A 16,815-nucleotide genomic window follows, 5' to 3' on the forward strand; every position below is an offset into this window, starting at 1 on the left:
TTTGCGGGCGGTTTCCCGCTTCGTTTGACGGGAAGGCTACTCCCGACGCGCCGCCTGTCAACGCTTCGCGGCCGCGCGCGGGTCAGGCATTCCGCGCCATCAACCCGCCATCGACCTGGATCACGGCGCCGGTCAGGAAGGATGCGGCGGGCAGGCACAGGCTGAGCGTCATGTGCGCGACCTCTTCCGGATCGCCGTAGCGGCCGAGCGCGGTGCGACGCTTGGCGTAGATCGTCTTGTGCTCCTCGGAGATGCGGTCGGTGATGGCGGTGCGGATCGGACCCGGGCAGATGCAGTTCACCGTGATGCCTTCGCGTCCGAGCTCCACGGCGAGCGAGCGGGTCAGGCTGGTGACGCCGCCCTTGGCGGCGGAATAGGGGCTGTGCAGCGCGGTCGCGCCCAGCGCCTCGGTCGAGGCGATGTTGACGATGCGCGGCGAGCGCGACTTGCGTAAATGCGGCAACGCCGCGCGGATGATGCGCGGATGCGCCGTCAGCATCACCGCGATACCCTTGGCCCAGGCGTCCTCATAGGCGGGGTCGTCGATCGGCACGCGCACCGAGATGCCGGCATTGTTGACGATGATGTCGAGGCCGCCGAAATGCGCGGCGACGTCGTTGACGACCTTTGTGATCGCGTCGCGATCGGCGACGTCGAGCACCCAGGCCTTGGCCGAGCCGCCCGCGGCGGTGATCTCGTTCGCTACCGCCTGCGTCGCCTCGCTGTTCAGGTCGGTGACCGCGACATTGGCGCCTTCATCGGCGAACACGCGTGCGGTGGCGCGGCCCATGCCGCTGGCGGCGCCGGTGACGAGCACGGTGAGGCCCTTCACCGAACGGCTGAGCTGCTTGTAGTCGGACATGGCGAATCCCCGCTGATTTTCTTCGTGTTGTGAGTCCGCCGACGCTGGCATCGATCGGCAGGCGCGTCAAACGGATGGTCGGTTTGCGGGACGCACGCAGCGCGTCAACGCAAGTCCGCCGTTGGCTTTTCGCAAAGGATCATGCTCAATCGAGAAAACACCAGAGAGGAACGCGCGATGAACGAGCTCGATTTCAGCGGCAAGCAGATGTTGGTGGTCGGCGGCTCAAGCGGGATCGGTAACGGCATCGCGCAGGCGTTCCGCGCCAAGGGCGCGCGCGTTGCCGTGTGCGGCACCCGCGCGCAGGCCGGTGACTATTCCGCCGAGGACGGCTCCGATCTTTCGGGACTCGCTTACGCGCAGCTCGATGTCGGCAATCCGCAGGCGATCGAGGCGTTCAAGCCGTCGTTCGACCGGCTCGACGTGCTGGTGCTGGCGCAGGGCGCGGTGATTTACCGCCGCGGGGAATTCGAGATGGAAGGCTTCCGCAAGGTGCTCGAGGTCAATCTGATGAGCCTGATGGCCTGTGCCACCAAATTCCACGATCTGCTCAGTGCCAGCAAAGGCTCGTTGATCATCGTGAGCTCGACGGCGGCCTTCCATTCCACCATGGGCAATCCGGCCTACAACGCCTCGAAGACCGGTGCGATGGGCCTGACGCGCACGCTCGGCGAGGCCTGGGCCGAGGACGGCATCCGCGTCAACGGCATCGCGCCCGGCCTCGTCGATACCAAGATGACCAAGGTGACGACGGCGAATCCGAAGCGGCTCGAGGGCGCACTCGAGCGCATTCCGTTGAAGCGGCTCGGCACGCCCGCCGACATGGCCGGCGCCGCGCTGTTCCTGGCTTCGCCGCTCGCCTCCTATATCGTCGGCCAGACCCTGATCGTCGACGGCGGGCTGATCCTCTAGAGCATGATCCGGAAAAGTGTGACGCGGTTTTCCGGACAGATCATGCTCATGACAATGGCCAAAGCGCATCCGCGCTTTGAGGAACCGGCGCGGGATTCGCAGGTTAGCTCCGTGGCAAAAGCAGGGAGCTTTCATGATGGACAAGGATCGGATTTACGGGACGGCGAAGGAATTCGCGGGCAAGGCCGAAGGTGCCGTCGGCGATGCCATGGGTGACAAGGACACCCAGGCCGCGGGTCGCGTCCGCGAGGCGGCGGGCGCCGTGCAGGATCTCTACGGCCAGGCCAAGGACACCGTACGCGATGCGGCCGACACGGCTGCCAACTACGCCAAGGACGCCTATGAGCATCGCGGCGAGACCGTCCGCAGCGGGCAGAAGGCGATGGCTCAGGCGGTGCAGGACAATCCGCTCGGCGCGCTCCTGATCGCCGGCGGCATCGGCTTTGCGCTGGCGCTGCTGATGAGCCGCCAGCCGCGCCGCCCGCCGCCGCGCTGGCGCTATTACGGCTGAGGCTGATCCCGCATCGTCATTGCGAGCGAAGCAATCCATCTTTCCTCACGCGCGGAGGGGATGGATTGCTTCGCTTTGCTCGCAAAGACGGAAGTGAAGGCGTCAGCCCTGCCTACTGCATTGCCGCCGAACGTCCCACATTGCCGGGCGGCCGCGGTGGACGCGGCGGGGCCAGCGGGCGCTGCGGCTGCGGCGATCCGCCGAAGCCGAACAGGTCGCGCAGCCAAGGCTGCGGCTGGGGCTGAGGTTGCGGCTGGGTCTGGGCCGGGCGGAAGATCCGCTTCTGCGCCGGCTTCTGCGGTGCCGTGATGATGCTGCCGTCAGGCGCAATCGCGGTGGTCGAGGGCGGCGGATTGGCAGGCGCGGTTGCCGCCGGTGCGGCCGGCGTGGTCGCGGCGACCGGGACGTCGCCCTTGGCCTGCTCGCGGCCCATCTCACGGCGTGGCCAGGCGTAGTCGTCGGCGCGGCCGGCGGGGGCCGCCAGCGGCTCGCCCTTCACCAGCGTCCGCGCGGCGAGCGCGTCGACGGAGGCGGGCCGCGAACCCGGGCCGCCGAGCAGCTGATCGGTACCGACCGTGGAGGCGACCAGCGGCAGCACGGGACCCGCCAGCGGCCGCGGCGAAGGCTTGCCCGGCTCGGCGCTGGTGTCGGGGGCTACCGGCTCGCTCGGCAAGGCGATCGGGCCGGAGCGCACCGCGAGCAGGCGCGTCACTTCGCGCTCGACATAATGCGCGAGCTTGCGCGCGCCGGCCTTGGTGAAGAACACGCCGTCATAGGTACGCAGCTGGCGGATCTGGCCCTCGAAATCGGGGCCCTTCTGCATGAAGCGGCCGGCCTCGTCGACAAAACCGTCCCAGACGTCGACATAGGTGATGCCGGCCTTGCCGGCGGCGTCGCGATAAAGCGCGTCGAGGAACAGCATGTCCGACGTGCCCTTCTGGCCGCGGATCGCGGGCAGCCCGACCCACAGCACCGGCACGCCCTTGCTCTTCAGCACGTTGATCATCTCCTCGATCTTCTTGCTGTAGAGCTCGACCCAGCGGTCGTCGCGGAATTCGGTGAGGCCGTTCGGCGAGCGCACGGTCTTTTCCGGCGCGGCCTGCGGCGCGTCGTCGGGCGCCAGTTCAGGATCCACCGGCTTGTCGTCGGGCTTTGCCGCGTTGTCGCCGGGCTTTGCGTCCGCCTTGGCGTCCGGCTTGCCGCGCGCGTCCTTCTTCTCGTCCTTCTTGTCGGTCTTCTTCTCGACGGCCGCTTCGCGGATCTCGGTGCGGTCGTTGAGGCCGAGCATCACGACGATGGCGTCGGGCTTCTCGTTGGCGAGAATTCCGCGCGCGGCCGCGGCCCAGTCCGCCGGATCGCCCTTGGGCTGATAGCGGATCAGGCCGGACACCGTCTTGTGCTTACGGATCACGCCCATGTCGGGCTGGTCGGAATAGGCGTCCTCGAGGCCGTAGGCGAGCCAGTCGGCCATGGCGTCGCCGAGCACCAGCACGTTGCGCTCGGCGGTGGCCTCACGCTTGGCCGGCGCCGGAGCGCGCGAGAAGTCCTCGCGCGGCCGCTGCGGCTGCTGCTGCGATTGCGGGGCCTGCTGCTGGAACGGCGCGAAGAAGTCGCCGCCGAACCAGCCGCCACCACCACCGCCACCACGTGGCGGCGCGTGACGCGGGGGCGGCGATGGTGAGCCGAAACCCGGGAAGCCGAAGAACTGCGCCGATGCCGGCTGCGCGATGCCGACCAGCAGCGCAAGCGCCACCGTCAGCGCGACCAGCGGGCCGGCTTCGGTGAACACGCGCAAGAAGGACTTCGGCTTCGGCATGGGGTGCGATCGCAATGGTCTGGAAGTACCCACGCATACTAGCGGAATCGGGCCGCATGCGGGCAGCTTTTCCACCATAAATCGGGTGCTTCCGGCTGCCGTCAAGGCAGCCGGCAAATATCGGATTTCACGGTTACTTTGGAGCGGGGACGGGTGGAATACGCGCCACACCCGTTCCGCCGTAGCCCTGATGGAGCGAAGCGCAATCCGGGAACAGACCAGCCGGGGGGTGAGAACCCCCGGATTTCGCTGCGCTGCATCCGGGCTACGGGAGCGGTCTGTTACTGTCCCCGGAGCCGGTCCAGCACCTCTGATGTGGCAAATCCGTCCGCCGGCGCCCCGATCGAGGCCTGGAAGCCGCGCAGGGCCTCGCGGGTCTGGCCGCCGAACTGGCCGTCCGGCGTACCCTTGTAGAAGCCGCGCTGGGCCAGCAGCTGCTGCAGTTCCAGCCGCTCGGCCCGCGACAGCACCCGTTCCTGGCGCGGCCAGGGCTGCACCAAGGGCGGTCCGCCGCGCAGGCGGTCGGCGAAATGACCGATCGCGAGCGCATAGGCCTCGGCGGGGTTGTACTTCATGATCACCCGGAAATTCTGCAGCATCAGGAAACCCGGCCCCTCGGCGCCGGCGGGCGCCAGCAGGTAGGCCTTCTCGCCGGGATGCGGATACGGCTGGCCGTTGGCGCGCTTCAGGCCGAGCTGCTCCCATTGCGACAGCGGCATCGCCTTGGCGCGGTCGGCCAGCATGTAGTTGAAGCCCTTCGGCAGCACGACCTCATAGCCCCAGCTGGCGCCGCTCTGCCAACCGTCCTTCTTCAGATTGTTGGCGGTCGAGGCGATCAAATCACCGGGATCGTCGACGACGTCGCGGCGCCCGTCGCCATCGCTGTCGACGGCATAGCGCTTGAACGCGGTCGGCATGAACTGGGTCGGGCCGAAGGCGCCGGCCCAGGAGCCGCGCATCTGCTCGGGCTTGAGGTCGCCGCGGTTGAGAATCTCCAGCGCCGACAGGAACTCGTCCTTGAAATAGGCCTGGCGGCGGCCGATGCAGGCCAGCGTCGCGGTCGACTGCACCACGCTGCGGTCGCCCATCTGGGTCGAGTAGTTCGACTCGATGCCCCAGATCGACGCGATGATGTAGCGGTCGACGCCATAGGCCTTCTCGGTGGCGTCGAACTGCGGCTTGTACTTGGCGAGGATCTCGCGGCCCTTGGCGAGCCGGTTGTCGTTCACGAGGATGTCGAGATAGTCCCAGATCGCCTTGGTGAACTCCGGCTGCGAATCGAGGAGATCCATGATGCGCAGGTCGGGCTCGAGCCCGGCGGTGAAGCGCTCGAAATTCTCCCGCGTGATGTTGCGCCGTGCGGCATCCGGCCACATCGCGGCGACGCAGTTCTGAAAGTTCGCGGCGGCCTCGCGGATCGCGGCCGCGGTCATCAGCGGATGACCGGAGGCGCCGTCCTCGCCGCTCCAGGGCGGCGGCGCTCCATTCTGTCCGGTCGCGGCCTGCGGCGGCGCGTTCGATCCTGAAAAGATGCTGTCGATCAGGCCGGTCAGCCCGTTGCCCGCGGATTGGGCCGAGGCGGCTGCCGGTAACAGCAGCGGCAGCGCGATCAGGATCGCGCCGACACGGCTGGTCCTCGATGTTCCCGTCGAGCGCATTGTCATCTGCCTGCCAAAAAACTGCCGTTTCAGAAGGCCCGGCTACGGTTTCCAACAGCTTAACATGGGCGAGATTTTGTTGCCGGGCGCGGTTTGGCCGAAAGCAGCGGTGAAAAGATGCCGCACCACACATCCGCCTTTGTTAGCGGCTGCAAACCGGGTAGCGTTTTCGAGCGAAGTGGCTGTCCGGTTCGCTTCAAGGAAACGCGTCAGAGTTAAAGAGTTCGCGCAATCCCAACCGTTGCAAGGCTTCCGATCTCCATGAAAATCCGCAAAGCCGTCTTCCCCGTCGCCGGTCTCGGCACCCGCGTGCTGCCCGCCACCAAGGCCATGCCGAAGGAAATGCTGACCATCGTCGACAAGCCCCTGATCCAGTACGTGGTCGACGAAGCGCGGGAAGCCGGCATCGAGCACTTCGTGTTCGTCACCGGCCGCAACAAGGGCGTGATCGAGGATCACTTCGACCGCATGTTCGAGCTCGACACCACGCTCGCCGCGCGCGGCAAGAAGGCCGAGCAGGACATCCTGGCGCAGAGCCAGCCCGAAGCCGGCGCGATGAGCTTTACGCGGCAGCAGGCGCCGCTGGGTCTCGGCCATGCCGTGTGGTGCGCGCGCGACATCGTCGGCAATGAGCCGTTCGCGGTGGTGCTGCCGGACGAGCTGGTGCTGAACACGCCGGGCTGCCTGAAGCAGATGATCGAGGCGGCCAGCCAGCTCGGCGACAAGGCGAACGTGCTCGCGGTCGAGGCGGTGCCCGACCATCTCACCCATCAATACGGCATCTGCGGCGTCGGCAAGCGCAACGGCAAGATGTTCGAGGTCGACGGCATGGTGGAGAAGCCGCCGAAGGGCACCGCGCCCTCGAATCTCTCGATCACCGGCCGCTACATCCTGCAGCCGGAGATCTTCAAGATCCTGGAAACCCAGGAGCGCGGCGCCGGCGGCGAGATCCAGCTCACCGACGCGATGATCGGGCTCGCCAAGTCGCAGAAATTCTACGGCGTCGAGTTCGAGGGTGAGCGCCACGATTGCGGCTCGAAAGCCGGCTTCCTGCGCGCCAACATCGCCTACGGCCTCAAGCGCCCCGAACTGCGCGACGGGCTGATCGCCGAGATGAAGAAGTATCTGGGGGAGTAGTTCTCTCGCAGCGGTCATTGCGAGGAAGCCCGCGACAAAATTGCGAAGCAGTCGCGCAACAAACTCAGTGTCGTCCCGGCGAAAGCCGGGACCCATAACCACCGATGTTTGTTGTTGTGCAACGCTGGGGCCACAGCCTGCTTCAACGACACGCTGCTGTGGTTATGGGTCCCGGCTTTCGCCGGGACGACGGGGTGAGAGCGGCGCGAAAGCCTCTCGCCACCCGAGCAATCTACGACGCCAGCCGCTCACGCCGCGCTTCTGTGCTCTTCCGTCGATCGCTGTTGCTCGGCCTTCCAGGCGTCGAGGTCACCGGGAAGCAGCTCCGGTTCGTACTCGGCGGTCTTCCTTGGGCCGCCGAAGACCATCCCGACGAACCCGACAACCACAAGACATGCTCCGGCCACGATCAGCCAGTGCGGCAATTCCAGCAATGGCATGGCGACACCTCGCTGCCGTTGATGAATACACGCCCACGGGTATCAGCCTACACCCTGCCGGCTGCCTACCGCTATACCCCCAGGATGGTTAACCCCGGTGCCGGCTACCTTGGGACGAGGGGCGTGCGCGAGGCTTTTACGCCACCAGCGCGATCTTTTGCGGGCTCGCCAGCACCGACTGGTTGCGGCCGTTGGCCTTGGCGGCGTAGAGCGCCTTGTCGGCGGCCTCGACCAGGTTGGACCATTGCTGGCCGGCGGCCGGCTTGATGCTGGCGACGCCGACGCTCACCGTCGTGATCAGCTCGCCCTCGCACCACTGCTCGACCTTGAGACGGATGGTCTCGGCGACGTTGAAGGCCTCGATCGGGCTGGCACCGGGCAGCAGCACCGCGAATTCCTCGCCGCCGAACCGTGCGGCGCAGTCGCCGGCGCGGCGTACCGCGTCCGAGATGCAGATCGCGATCCCGACCAGCACCTGGTCGCCGGCCTGGTGGCCGAAGGTGTCGTTGTAGGCCTTGAAGTGATCGGCATCGATCATCAGCAGCCCGACCGGCTGGCCTTGCCGCGCCGCGCGCCGCCATTCGAGCTCGATCTCGGCATCGAACTTGCGCCGGTTGCGCAGGCCGGTGAGGGCGTCGGTCGTCGCCATCTCCTCGAGCTTGTCCTCGGCGTCGGCGCGGCGGCCGATCTCGCGGGCGAGCACCAGCGTGGTGGAGAGCACGAACATGATCAGCGCCGCCATGATGGCGCCGATCCGCATTACCTCGGTGCGCCACAGGTTGAACACGCTCTCGAGCGGCTTGCCGACCACGACATAGAGCGGGCTGGCGCTGTTGCGCCTGACATAGAGCCGCGGCGTCGCGTCCACCGGTCCCTTGCCGGCAAAGGCGCCGCCTTCCTTCAAATTGTCCGACTTCCAGTCCAGCTGCTGGGCGAGGTTGCGGCCGATCACGTCGAGATCGAACGGCGTGCGCATGATGATGGTGCGGTCGCTGCGCAGCACGGTGATGGTGTCGCCGGGCGCGAGCTTCAGCCTGCCGAACAGGTCGTGGAAATAGCTGAAGCGGATCGAGCCGACCACGACGCCGAGGAAGCGGCCGTCCTCGCCGGTGATGCGCCGGCTCAGCACGATGGCGTAGGCGCCGCGATGCAGCATCGGCCGGCTGATGAACAGCCCGGTGTCGGGATGGTCGCGGTGAACCGTGAAATACTCCTCGTCGCCGCGGTTCTCCGGCCGCGGATCGAGGCTCGCGGCGTCGATCGAGAGGTTGCCGGCCGGGTCGAACACCTGGATCGCGCCGAAATGCTTGGCGGTCGCGGCGTGATCGAACAGGATCAGGTGGCGGAGCTCCTTGCTGACGTCGCGGATCGCCGGCATCTCCAGATTGCTGGCGACCGCGCGCAGCGACAGGTCATAGAGCTCGATGTTGCGGCTGATGTCGGCGTCGATGCCCGCGGCGAGGTTCTCCAGCGTCTGGCGGGCGATCTCTTCTTCGCCGCGGCGCATGTCGAGCATCACGCTGGCGCAGATCGCCGAGAAGCCGATGACGGTTGCGACCGACGAGATGATCAGCAGTTTCGCCGATATCCGCCAGCGCCGCCTTGCCTCTTTTCCCCGTTGAAATGGCATTTCCCGCTCCAGAGCGCCCGTCATGCATCGGGAAACGTTGTTGTCGCCTTAAGTGGCGACAGCGGCCGCCGAATGGGTTAACGGGTGGTTGCCGGGAACGTAAATCTTGTCACCGAGGGCCTTGTGAACGACTACGACGCGCTGCGCGATTATCTGAAGAAGCAGCACCTGCCCGAATTCGTGCTGACCTTCGACGAGATCGAGACGATCATCGATGCGGCGCTGCCGCGCGCCGCGCACCGGGCGTCGTGGTGGGAAACGCTGCGCAGCCCGCAGGAGAAGATGCCGCAGCGCGAAGCCTGCCTCGACGGCGGCTACATCGCCACCCGCCAGGCCGACGGGAAGAGCGTGAAGTTCAAGAAGATGCCCAACCGTCGTCCCGGCGCAGGCCGGGACCCATAACCACAGGGCATTGTTGTAGCGAAGGCAACCCGCCCCAGCGCGTCACGGACGGGCCTCGGCGTATGGGTCCCGGCCTTCGCCGGGACGACAAGAGTTAGCTCGCAGCCTCGAGCCGTTCCTCGGTGAGCAGCCGCGTCGCGGCGTCGGCGTCCATCGGCTCGCCGAAGGCGAAGCCCTGCGCGTATTCGCAGCCGAGCTGGTAGAGCTCGACGGCATCCGAATCCGTCTCGGCGCCTTCGGCCACCACTTCCATGCCGAGATCGTGGGCCAGCGCGATGATCGATTTCAGGATCACCGGACGGGTGCCGCGGCTGGTGGTGCGGACGAACGACTGGTCGATCTTGATGGTGTCGAACGGGAAGCGCTGCAGATAGGACAGCGAGGAATGGCCGGTGCCGAAATCGTCGAGCGACAGCCCGGTGCCGAGCTCGCGGATCCGCGCCAGCATCTGCGCGGCGTGCTCCGGGTTCTCCATCACCAGCGATTCGGTCAGCTCGAGCTTGAGCGTGCCGCGCGCCACCGACGAGCGTGACAGCACGGTGCGGATATCGTGGATCAGATCGTGGCGCAGCAGTTGCCGCGAGGAGACGTTGACCGAGGCGAAGATCGGATCGCGGGCGCGCATCGCGCGCTGCCACACCGCAAGCTGGCGCGCGGTCTGGTCCATCACGAACATGCCGAGATCGACGATCAGGCCGGTCTCCTCGGCGACGTTGATGAACTCCGACGGCGACATCCGGCCGAGCTTGGGATGGTCCCAGCGCGCCAGCGCCTCGAAGCCGGCGATCGCGCGATCCTCGAGCCGCACGATCGGCTGGTACAGGATGGTGATCTCCTGGCGCTCGATGGCGCGCCGCAGGTCGCTCTCCAGCGTCAGGCGGTCGGTCTTGCGCGCCCGCATCGCCGGCTTGTAGACGTCGATGCGGTCGCCGCCGATCCGCTTGGAGTGATACATCGCAAGCTCGGCGTCCTTGATGATCTCGTCCGTGATCGGCGACTGCGGATCGGACAGCGCGAGGCCGATCGAGGCGGTCAGGAAGATCTCGCGGTCGTTGAACGCGATCGGCGCGCGGATGGTCTTGCGGATGGTCTCGGCGAAATTGGTGATCCGCGCCGGGTCCTGCTCGGACAACAGGATCAGGCCGAACTGGTCGCCGGCCATCCGCGCCAGCGTGTCCTGCGGCTTGAGGATCCGGGTCAGCCGCCGCGCCAGCGTCAGCAGGATGGAATCGCCGACCGCGATGCCGACGGAATCGTTGACCTGCTTGAAGCGGTCGAGGTCGATCACCATCAAGGTCGGCCGCAGGTTCGGCACCGTCTTGGCGAGGTTCGCCACCGCGCTGAGGCGGTCCATGAACAGCTTGCGGTTGGGCAGGCCGGTCAGGTTGTCGTGCACGGAGTCGTGCAGCATCCGCTCTTCGGAGTTCTTGAACTCGGTGACGTCGGTCAGCGTGCCGACCACGCGCGAGACCTCGCCGTCGGAGCCGACCACCGGCCGCGCCTTCAGCGCGAACCACATGAAGTGGCCGTCCGGCGTGCGCAGGCGGAAATCCTGCACCAGGCGGCCGCGACGCTGATCGAGCACGCTGTCGAGCGCGGCGCGGAAGCGGTCCTGGTCGAGCGGGTGCAGCACCTCGAGCCATTTCGCGGCCGGGCCTTCCAGCGTGCCGCGCTTCAGCCCGAGCAGCGCCTCGGTCTCGGGGCTGGTGAACACCTTGTCGGCGGAGACGTCCCAGTCCCAGATCAGATCGCCCGAGCCGGTCAGCGCCAGCGCGCGGCGCTCGACATCGGAGACGATGCCGGTGGTGGCGCCGCCGCCGGCGAAGGCGTGCTGCATCACCGTGAAGCCGATCAGCATCACGATCAGCACGAGGCCGCCGAGCAGGGCCGGGCCGACGATGTCGTTGGTGACCGAGCCCGCCACCGTCATGCCGGCCGCGATCACCCAGACCACCAGCAGGAACCAGGTCGGGATCAAAAGTACCGCACGGTCGAAGCCGTGGGTCGAGAGGTAGACGATCAGCGCGAAGCCGGCGAAGGCGATCATCACCAGCGACATCCGCGCGATGCCGGAGGCGACCGCCGGATCGAACAGCGCCAGCGCCACCAGCGCGCCGAGGAACACCAGCCAGCCGAGCGTGATGTGCGAATAGCGCACATGCCAGCGGCTTAGATTCAGGTAAGCGAACAGGAACACCAGCAATGTCGCCGCGAGGATCGCCTCGCCCGCCGCGCGCCAGACGCGCTCGGCGTTGTTCGACATGTCGAGCACCTTGCCCCAGAAGCCGAAATCGACGCCGATATAAACCAGCACCGCCCAGGCCAGCGCCGCGGCGGCCGGGAACATGATGCTGCCCTTCACCACAAACAAAATCGTGAGCACCAGAGCGAGCAGACCGGATATGCCGATCACGATGCCCTGGTAGAGCGTGAACGAGTTGACCTTGTCCTTGTAGGCCTCGGGTTCCCACAGATAGAGCTGCGGCAGCTTGTCGGTGCGCAGTTCCGCGACATAGGTGACGACGGCGCCGGGATCGAGCGTGATGCGGAACACGTCGGCGGTCGGGCTCTCCTGCCGCTCGGGGCGGTCGCCGACCGACGGCGTGATGGTCGCGATGCGCGACAGGCCGAGGTCGGGCCACAGCAGGCCCGACGACACGATGCGATAATGCGGTGCAACGATCAGGCGGTCGAGCTGGTCGTCGGTGTTGTTCGCGAGTGCGAACACCACCCAGTTCTGGCCGCCTTCGCGGGCGCGAACCTCGATGCGGCGCACGATGCCGTCGGTACCGGGCGCGGTGGAGACCTGGATGCGGTCGGCTTCACTGCGCTGATGGTCGAGGACCGCGGTGAGGTCGATCGCTGGCGCATCACTGCGGACGCTGACGGCGTCGATCGCATACGCCTTTGGCGTAGCGGCAAACATCATGAAGCCCAGCGCGAGCAGCGCAAGGCACCTGATCAGACGCAATGTCAGTACTCCGCGATCGACAAACTGCCCGCGCCTTGCGAGCGGCTCGGTGGTGGCGCGATAAATGACACGAAAGCGAAGGGAATCAAAGGGTTTCCGCCCCTCGCTCCCGTGTTCATCGTTAAACCGCCAACACAATTTTGCCAATATGTTCGCTGGTCTCCATGCGGCGGTGCGCGTCGGCGGCCTTTTCCAGCGGGAATGTGCTGTCCATCAGCGGTTTGACGCGGCCCTCGCGCAGCAAGGGCAGCACTTTGGCCTCGATCGCGGCGACCATCGCCGCCTTGTCCGCATTACTACGGGGACGCAGGGTCGAGCCGGTGTGATGCAGCCGCTTCGTCATCAGCTTGGCGAAATTGGCCGATGCCTTCGGTGTTCCCGACAGGAACGCGATCTGCACGATGCGGCCCTCGACGGCGGCGGCATCGTAGTTCCGGTCGATGTAGTCGCCGCCGACCATGTCAAGGATGACGTTGGCGCCGGCACCGCCGGTGATCGTCTTCACCTTCTCGACGAAGTCTTCGGTCTTGTAGTTGATCGCGTGATCGGCGCCGAGCTTGAGGCAGGCATCCGCCTTGTCCTGTCCGCCGACGGTGACGATCACCTTGCTGCCGAACGCCTTTGCAAGCTGGATCGCCATCGTGCCGATGCCCGACGAGCCGCCGTGGATCAGCAGCGTCTCGCCGGCCTGCAGCGCGCCGCGCTCGAACACGTTGTGCCACACCGTCATCAGCGTTTCCGGAATCGCGCCGGCTTCCTGCATCGATAGTGACGGCGGCACCGTCATCGCCTGCGCGTCCTGCGCGATGCAATATTGCGCGTAGCCGCCGCCGGCGACCAGCGACATCACCTTGTCGCCGATCTTGTGCTTGGCGCCTTCGCCGAGCGCGACGACTTCGCCCGCGATCTCGAGGCCGGGCAGGTCGCTCGCGCCGGGCGGCGGCGGATAGGAACCGGAGCGCTGCGCGACGTCGGGACGGTTCACGCCGGCGGCCGCGACCTTGACCAGGATCTCGCCCGCCTTCGGCACCGGCAGCGCGCGGGTCTCAGGTACCAGCACCTCGGGGCCGCCCGGCTTGCTGATGGCGACGACGGTCATTTGCGCGGGCAGGTTTGGCATGGTGCGTCCTTGGTCAGAGTAGGGTTCGGCGGATGGCATAGCGCCTTTCCCGCCGAACTGAAACGCCGTCAAGCCCCGAACCGCGCGGCTAGATGGCCTGCTCGCTCAGGCGTGATCTTCTCGACCAGCGGGCCGAGCTTTTCGATCGCGCGCCCGGCCTCGCCGTCGAGCAGGGCGGCGAGTGGGCCAGCGGGCCAGCGCGGCACGGCGTCGCTGCAGCCGAAGGCGCCGCGCACGCGATCCGAAAGGCCAGGCACGATGCTCCACGCCAGCGTCGCGCAGACGTGAACCAGGTTGAGCCCGGTCCGCGTCACCACGGCCGCGCGCGCGGGATCGGTCTTGATCGCGGTCCACGGTGCGGCGTGTTGCAGATAGGCGTTCGCGATATCCCAGATCGCGCGCGTCGCGGCGGCGGCCGCACGAAACTCCAATGCCTCGTGCTGGCGGCGGAGCGCTGCGATGCGCAGCTCCAGTTCATCGGCAAGCCGACGCTCGGCGTCGCCGGGCGTGCCGCCCGCGGGGATGCTGCCGTCGAAGGCGCGATGCGCGAAGCTGATGATGCGGTTGACGAGGTTGCCGAAGATGTCGGCGAGGTCCTTGTTCACATCGGCGACGAACCTCGTGATGCCAAAGTCGGTGTCGGCGCTCTCCGGCGCGTTGGCGATCAGCCACCAGCGCCACAGATCGGCCGGCAATTCCTCCAGCGCCGCATCGGTGAAGATGCCGCGGTTGCGGCTGGTCGAGAATTTTCCGCCTTCGTAATTCAGCCAGTGGAAGCCCTTGATTACGTCGGCTGCCTTCCACGGCTCGCCGGAGCCGAGCAGCGTCGCCGGAAAGCTCACGGTGTGGAACGGGATGTTGTCCTTGCCGAGGAACTGGATGTAGCTGACGTCGTCGGCCCGCCACCACCATGTGCGCCAGTCGCGGCCGGGCGCGGCATCGGCCCATTCCTGCGTCGCCGCGATGTAGCCGATCGGCGCATCGAACCAGACATAGAACACTTTGCCGTCGAAGCCGTCCCGCGGCACCGGAATGCCCCAGGCGAGATCGCGCGTGATGCAGCGATCGCGCAGATCGGCGGTGAGCCAGCTCTTCGCTGTCGACACCACGAAGGGCGGCCATCCGGTACGGCCGTCGATCCAGGCATTGAGCTTTGCGGTGAGCTGCGACTGCCGCAGGAACAGGTGGCGGCTGTCTCGGATCTCCAGCGTGCGGTCGCCCGACAGGGCGGATCGTGGATCGATCAATTCGGGCGGATCGAGCAGCGCGCCGCAATGGTCGCATTGATCGCCGCGCGCGCCGCCATCGCCGCAATGCGGACAGGTGCCGAGCACGTAGCGGTCGGGCAGGAAGCGACGGTCGGCGGGCGAGTACACCTGCTGCACGTTGCGCGCCTCGATCAGGCCGGCGGCGTCGAGCCGTCGGCAGAAGTGCTGCGTCAGCGCGTGATTGTGCAGCGAGGAGGTGCGGCCGAAATGATCGAAGGAGAGGTTGAAGCGGCGGTAGATGCCGGCCTGAATATCGTGCTGCGCATCGCAGAACGTCCTGACGTCCTGGCCGGCCGCGAGGGCGCCGAGCTCGGCCGGCGTGCCGTGCTCGTCGGTGGCGCAGATGAACAGCACGTCGTCGCCGACCTGCCGCCGGAAGCGGGCATGGACATCGGCGGGCAACAGGGAACCGATCAGATTGCCGAGATGCTTGACGCCGTTCACATAAGGCAGCGCGCTGGTGATGAGGATTTTGGTCATGGGTGCGGTCTTTCGCGTTGGCTGATGCCGACCCCGGAAAATCAAACCGGAAAAATCAAAAAGCCCTCCCGCGTGATCGGAAGGGCTTGGGGTCGGCTCATGCCTCGCGCAGGCGCGCGTTATCCCGTCCGGTCAGACTCCTTGCGGTCGGGCCGGGGCATTCGCGTCAGCTGTTGCACGCACACCAAAGTCACTGCAAAATTCTCCTTGCACGGACACTGTATCAGTTCTGGGCGCGCGCCGCCAGATCATCATTGCCGGGAGGCCATATGCCGATTGAGGATGAGGACCGTCCCAGGAAGAAGATCACGCATGAGATCGGACAGGATCTCTCGCTGTTGTCGGTCGAGGAATTGACCGAGCGCATCGCGCTGCTCAATGCCGAAGTCGATCGATTGAAAGAGGCGATGTCGAAGAAGCGAGCGTCGAAGGACGCCGCCAACGCGTTCTTCAAATCGTAGGCACGCCACGCTCACCACTATCGTAGGATGGGTGGAGCGAAGCGATACCCATCGATAGCTCCCGCGCGGTGAGATGATGGGTATCGCTCCGCTCCACCCATCCTACAGATTCCCCGTCGTAGCCTGGATGAAGCGAAGCGCAATCCGGGAACGGTCCATCCGCGTTTGCACCGGCCCCGGATTACGCTTGCGCTCCATCCGGGCTACGCAGTCTCGCGACTTTGCGCCACCTGTCCCAAACTCGGTCACTGGCCGACATGGCAAACGAAGCTTAAAGAAATCCGTTCATTTACGATCAATTAAGCTTTCTCGATTATGACTTGTATTGTCCTCGTTTGGACACCGAGTGGCTCCTGTCCACTCTGTTTGACGCCTCCCTGTTATCAACTTCAAAAGCCGCCGGAAACGGCGGCTCTTTTTTGTGCGCCCGGTCGCTGGAAACCATAAATCCGGTTGCGGCTGGACTCTTCGGCGCGCCCGCGCAATGATTTGTTCATCATAAGCCGGCCCGACAGATGCCGGTGGGCGTTACGGTGTTGTGAGGGCGTTAACCATGGCGGATCGTTCCCAGAGCGAATCCGGTCTCGTGCTGTTCAGTGAACGGCTGACCAATTCGGCGGCATTCGGCGTCTTGTTCCGGGAAGGCATGGACCTGGTCGAGCAGACCGCGGCCTATCTCGACGGCGACGGCCGCACCGAGGCCAAGGCGCTCGAGCGCTCCGTCAGCCTGACCTATGCCACCGAAAGCATGCGCCTGACCACCCGCCTGATGCAGCTCGCCTCCTGGCTCTTGCTGCACCGCGCGGTCAAGGAAGGCGAGATGACGCTCACGCAAGCCAACCGCGAGAAGACCAAGGTCAAGCTCACCGCGGCCGATCCCGGCCCGACCGACATGATCGCGAAGCTGCCCGAGCAGTTGCAGGTCCTGATCGCCCGCTCGATGGACCTGCAAGCGCGCGTGCGCCGGCTCGACACCACGATCCACGCCCCGGCGCCCGATCGCTCGTCGATCGGCAATCCGCTGGTGCCGCAACTCAACCGCCTGAAGGCCGCGTTCGAGCGGTAACGGCGCAAGGCATCCTAAAACGACAGATGGCGCGGCGTAGGCCGCGCCATCATTCGTATTGGGCCGTGTGTGCGCTCACGC

Annotated in this window: 14 protein-coding genes; 6 read left to right on the forward strand and 8 right to left on the reverse strand. The window is 66.3% G+C overall.

Features of this window, described 5'->3' with window-relative positions; genetic code table 11:
* Positions 1 to 82: 82 nt before the first annotated feature.
* Complete coding sequence (locus JQ633_RS27710) at positions 83 to 862, reverse strand: SDR family NAD(P)-dependent oxidoreductase (RefSeq protein ID WP_211988286.1); 780 nt, start codon at positions 860 to 862, stop codon at positions 83 to 85.
* Positions 863 to 1,039: 177 nt separating this feature from the next.
* Here JQ633_RS27710 and JQ633_RS27715 point away from each other — a divergent pair, with 177 nt between their 5' ends.
* Positions 1,040 to 1,774: an SDR family NAD(P)-dependent oxidoreductase gene (locus tag JQ633_RS27715; protein WP_211988287.1), complete on the forward strand. Its 735-nt coding sequence runs from the start codon at positions 1,040 to 1,042 to the stop codon at positions 1,772 to 1,774.
* Positions 1,775 to 1,910: 136 nt separating this feature from the next.
* Positions 1,911 to 2,285 (forward strand): CsbD family protein, encoded by a 375-nt coding sequence (locus tag JQ633_RS27720; RefSeq protein ID WP_211988529.1) that lies wholly within the window; start codon positions 1,911 to 1,913, stop codon positions 2,283 to 2,285.
* A gap of 112 nt (positions 2,286 to 2,397) precedes the next feature.
* Here JQ633_RS27720 and JQ633_RS27725 read toward each other — a convergent pair whose 3' ends face one another.
* Together JQ633_RS27725 and JQ633_RS27730 are read right to left on the reverse strand one after the other, a co-directional pair.
* Positions 2,398 to 4,101, reverse strand: coding sequence for an SGNH/GDSL hydrolase family protein (locus JQ633_RS27725; RefSeq protein ID WP_211988288.1), 1,704 nt, complete (start codon positions 4,099 to 4,101; stop codon positions 2,398 to 2,400).
* Positions 4,102 to 4,382: 281 nt separating this feature from the next.
* Positions 4,383 to 5,759 carry a lytic murein transglycosylase gene (locus JQ633_RS27730; RefSeq protein WP_211988289.1) on the reverse strand — a complete coding sequence of 459 codons (1,377 nt, stop codon included), beginning with the start codon at positions 5,757 to 5,759 and terminating at the stop codon, positions 4,383 to 4,385.
* A 261-nt stretch (positions 5,760 to 6,020) separates the two neighbouring features.
* Between JQ633_RS27730 and galU the strand changes: the two genes are divergently transcribed.
* The gene (gene galU / locus JQ633_RS27735; protein ID WP_211988290.1) at positions 6,021 to 6,896 is read left to right on the forward strand and encodes a UTP--glucose-1-phosphate uridylyltransferase GalU; all 876 of its coding nucleotides are present in this window, start codon (positions 6,021 to 6,023) and stop codon (positions 6,894 to 6,896) included.
* Positions 6,897 to 7,144: 248 nt separating this feature from the next.
* On the opposite strand, the gene JQ633_RS27740 is transcribed toward galU, so the two are convergent.
* Positions 7,145 to 7,336, reverse strand: coding sequence for a hypothetical protein (locus JQ633_RS27740; RefSeq protein WP_211988291.1), 192 nt, complete (start codon positions 7,334 to 7,336; stop codon positions 7,145 to 7,147).
* A 136-nt stretch (positions 7,337 to 7,472) separates the two neighbouring features.
* Positions 7,473 to 8,966 carry a GGDEF domain-containing protein gene (locus tag JQ633_RS27745; protein ID WP_211988292.1) on the reverse strand — a complete coding sequence of 498 codons (1,494 nt, stop codon included), beginning with the start codon at positions 8,964 to 8,966 and terminating at the stop codon, positions 7,473 to 7,475.
* Positions 8,967 to 9,089: 123 nt separating this feature from the next.
* On the opposite strand from JQ633_RS27745, the gene JQ633_RS27750 reads away from it, so the two are divergent.
* Positions 9,090 to 9,368 carry a hypothetical protein gene (locus JQ633_RS27750; RefSeq protein ID WP_211988293.1) on the forward strand — a complete coding sequence of 93 codons (279 nt, stop codon included), beginning with the start codon at positions 9,090 to 9,092 and terminating at the stop codon, positions 9,366 to 9,368.
* A 94-nt stretch (positions 9,369 to 9,462) separates the two neighbouring features.
* Here JQ633_RS27750 and JQ633_RS27755 read toward each other — a convergent pair whose 3' ends face one another.
* The 3 genes from JQ633_RS27755 to metG all read right to left on the reverse strand — a co-directional run bounded on the left by JQ633_RS27755 (position 9,463) and on the right by metG (position 15,207).
* The gene (locus JQ633_RS27755) at positions 9,463 to 12,339 is read right to left on the reverse strand and encodes an EAL domain-containing protein (RefSeq protein WP_211988294.1); all 2,877 of its coding nucleotides are present in this window, start codon (positions 12,337 to 12,339) and stop codon (positions 9,463 to 9,465) included.
* 121 nt (positions 12,340 to 12,460) lie between these two features.
* A complete protein-coding gene (locus tag JQ633_RS27760; protein WP_211988295.1) occupies positions 12,461 to 13,459 on the reverse strand; it encodes an NAD(P)H-quinone oxidoreductase in 999 nt (332 codons plus the stop codon).
* Positions 13,460 to 13,527: 68 nt separating this feature from the next.
* Positions 13,528 to 15,207 carry a methionine--tRNA ligase gene (gene metG, locus JQ633_RS27765; protein WP_211988296.1) on the reverse strand — a complete coding sequence of 560 codons (1,680 nt, stop codon included), beginning with the start codon at positions 15,205 to 15,207 and terminating at the stop codon, positions 13,528 to 13,530.
* Between the two features lie 269 nt (positions 15,208 to 15,476).
* On the opposite strand from metG, the gene JQ633_RS27770 reads away from it, so the two are divergent.
* Both JQ633_RS27770 and JQ633_RS27775 read left to right on the forward strand, forming a co-directional pair.
* A complete protein-coding gene (locus JQ633_RS27770) occupies positions 15,477 to 15,668 on the forward strand; it encodes a DUF1192 domain-containing protein (RefSeq protein WP_211988297.1) in 192 nt (63 codons plus the stop codon).
* Between the two features lie 553 nt (positions 15,669 to 16,221).
* Positions 16,222 to 16,734: a DUF1465 family protein gene (locus JQ633_RS27775; protein WP_211988298.1), complete on the forward strand. Its 513-nt coding sequence runs from the start codon at positions 16,222 to 16,224 to the stop codon at positions 16,732 to 16,734.
* Positions 16,735 to 16,815: the final 81 nt, after the last annotated feature.

The organism is Bradyrhizobium tropiciagri, from assembly GCF_018130505.1.
GTDB lineage: Bacteria > Pseudomonadota > Alphaproteobacteria > Rhizobiales > Xanthobacteraceae > Bradyrhizobium > Bradyrhizobium tropiciagri_B.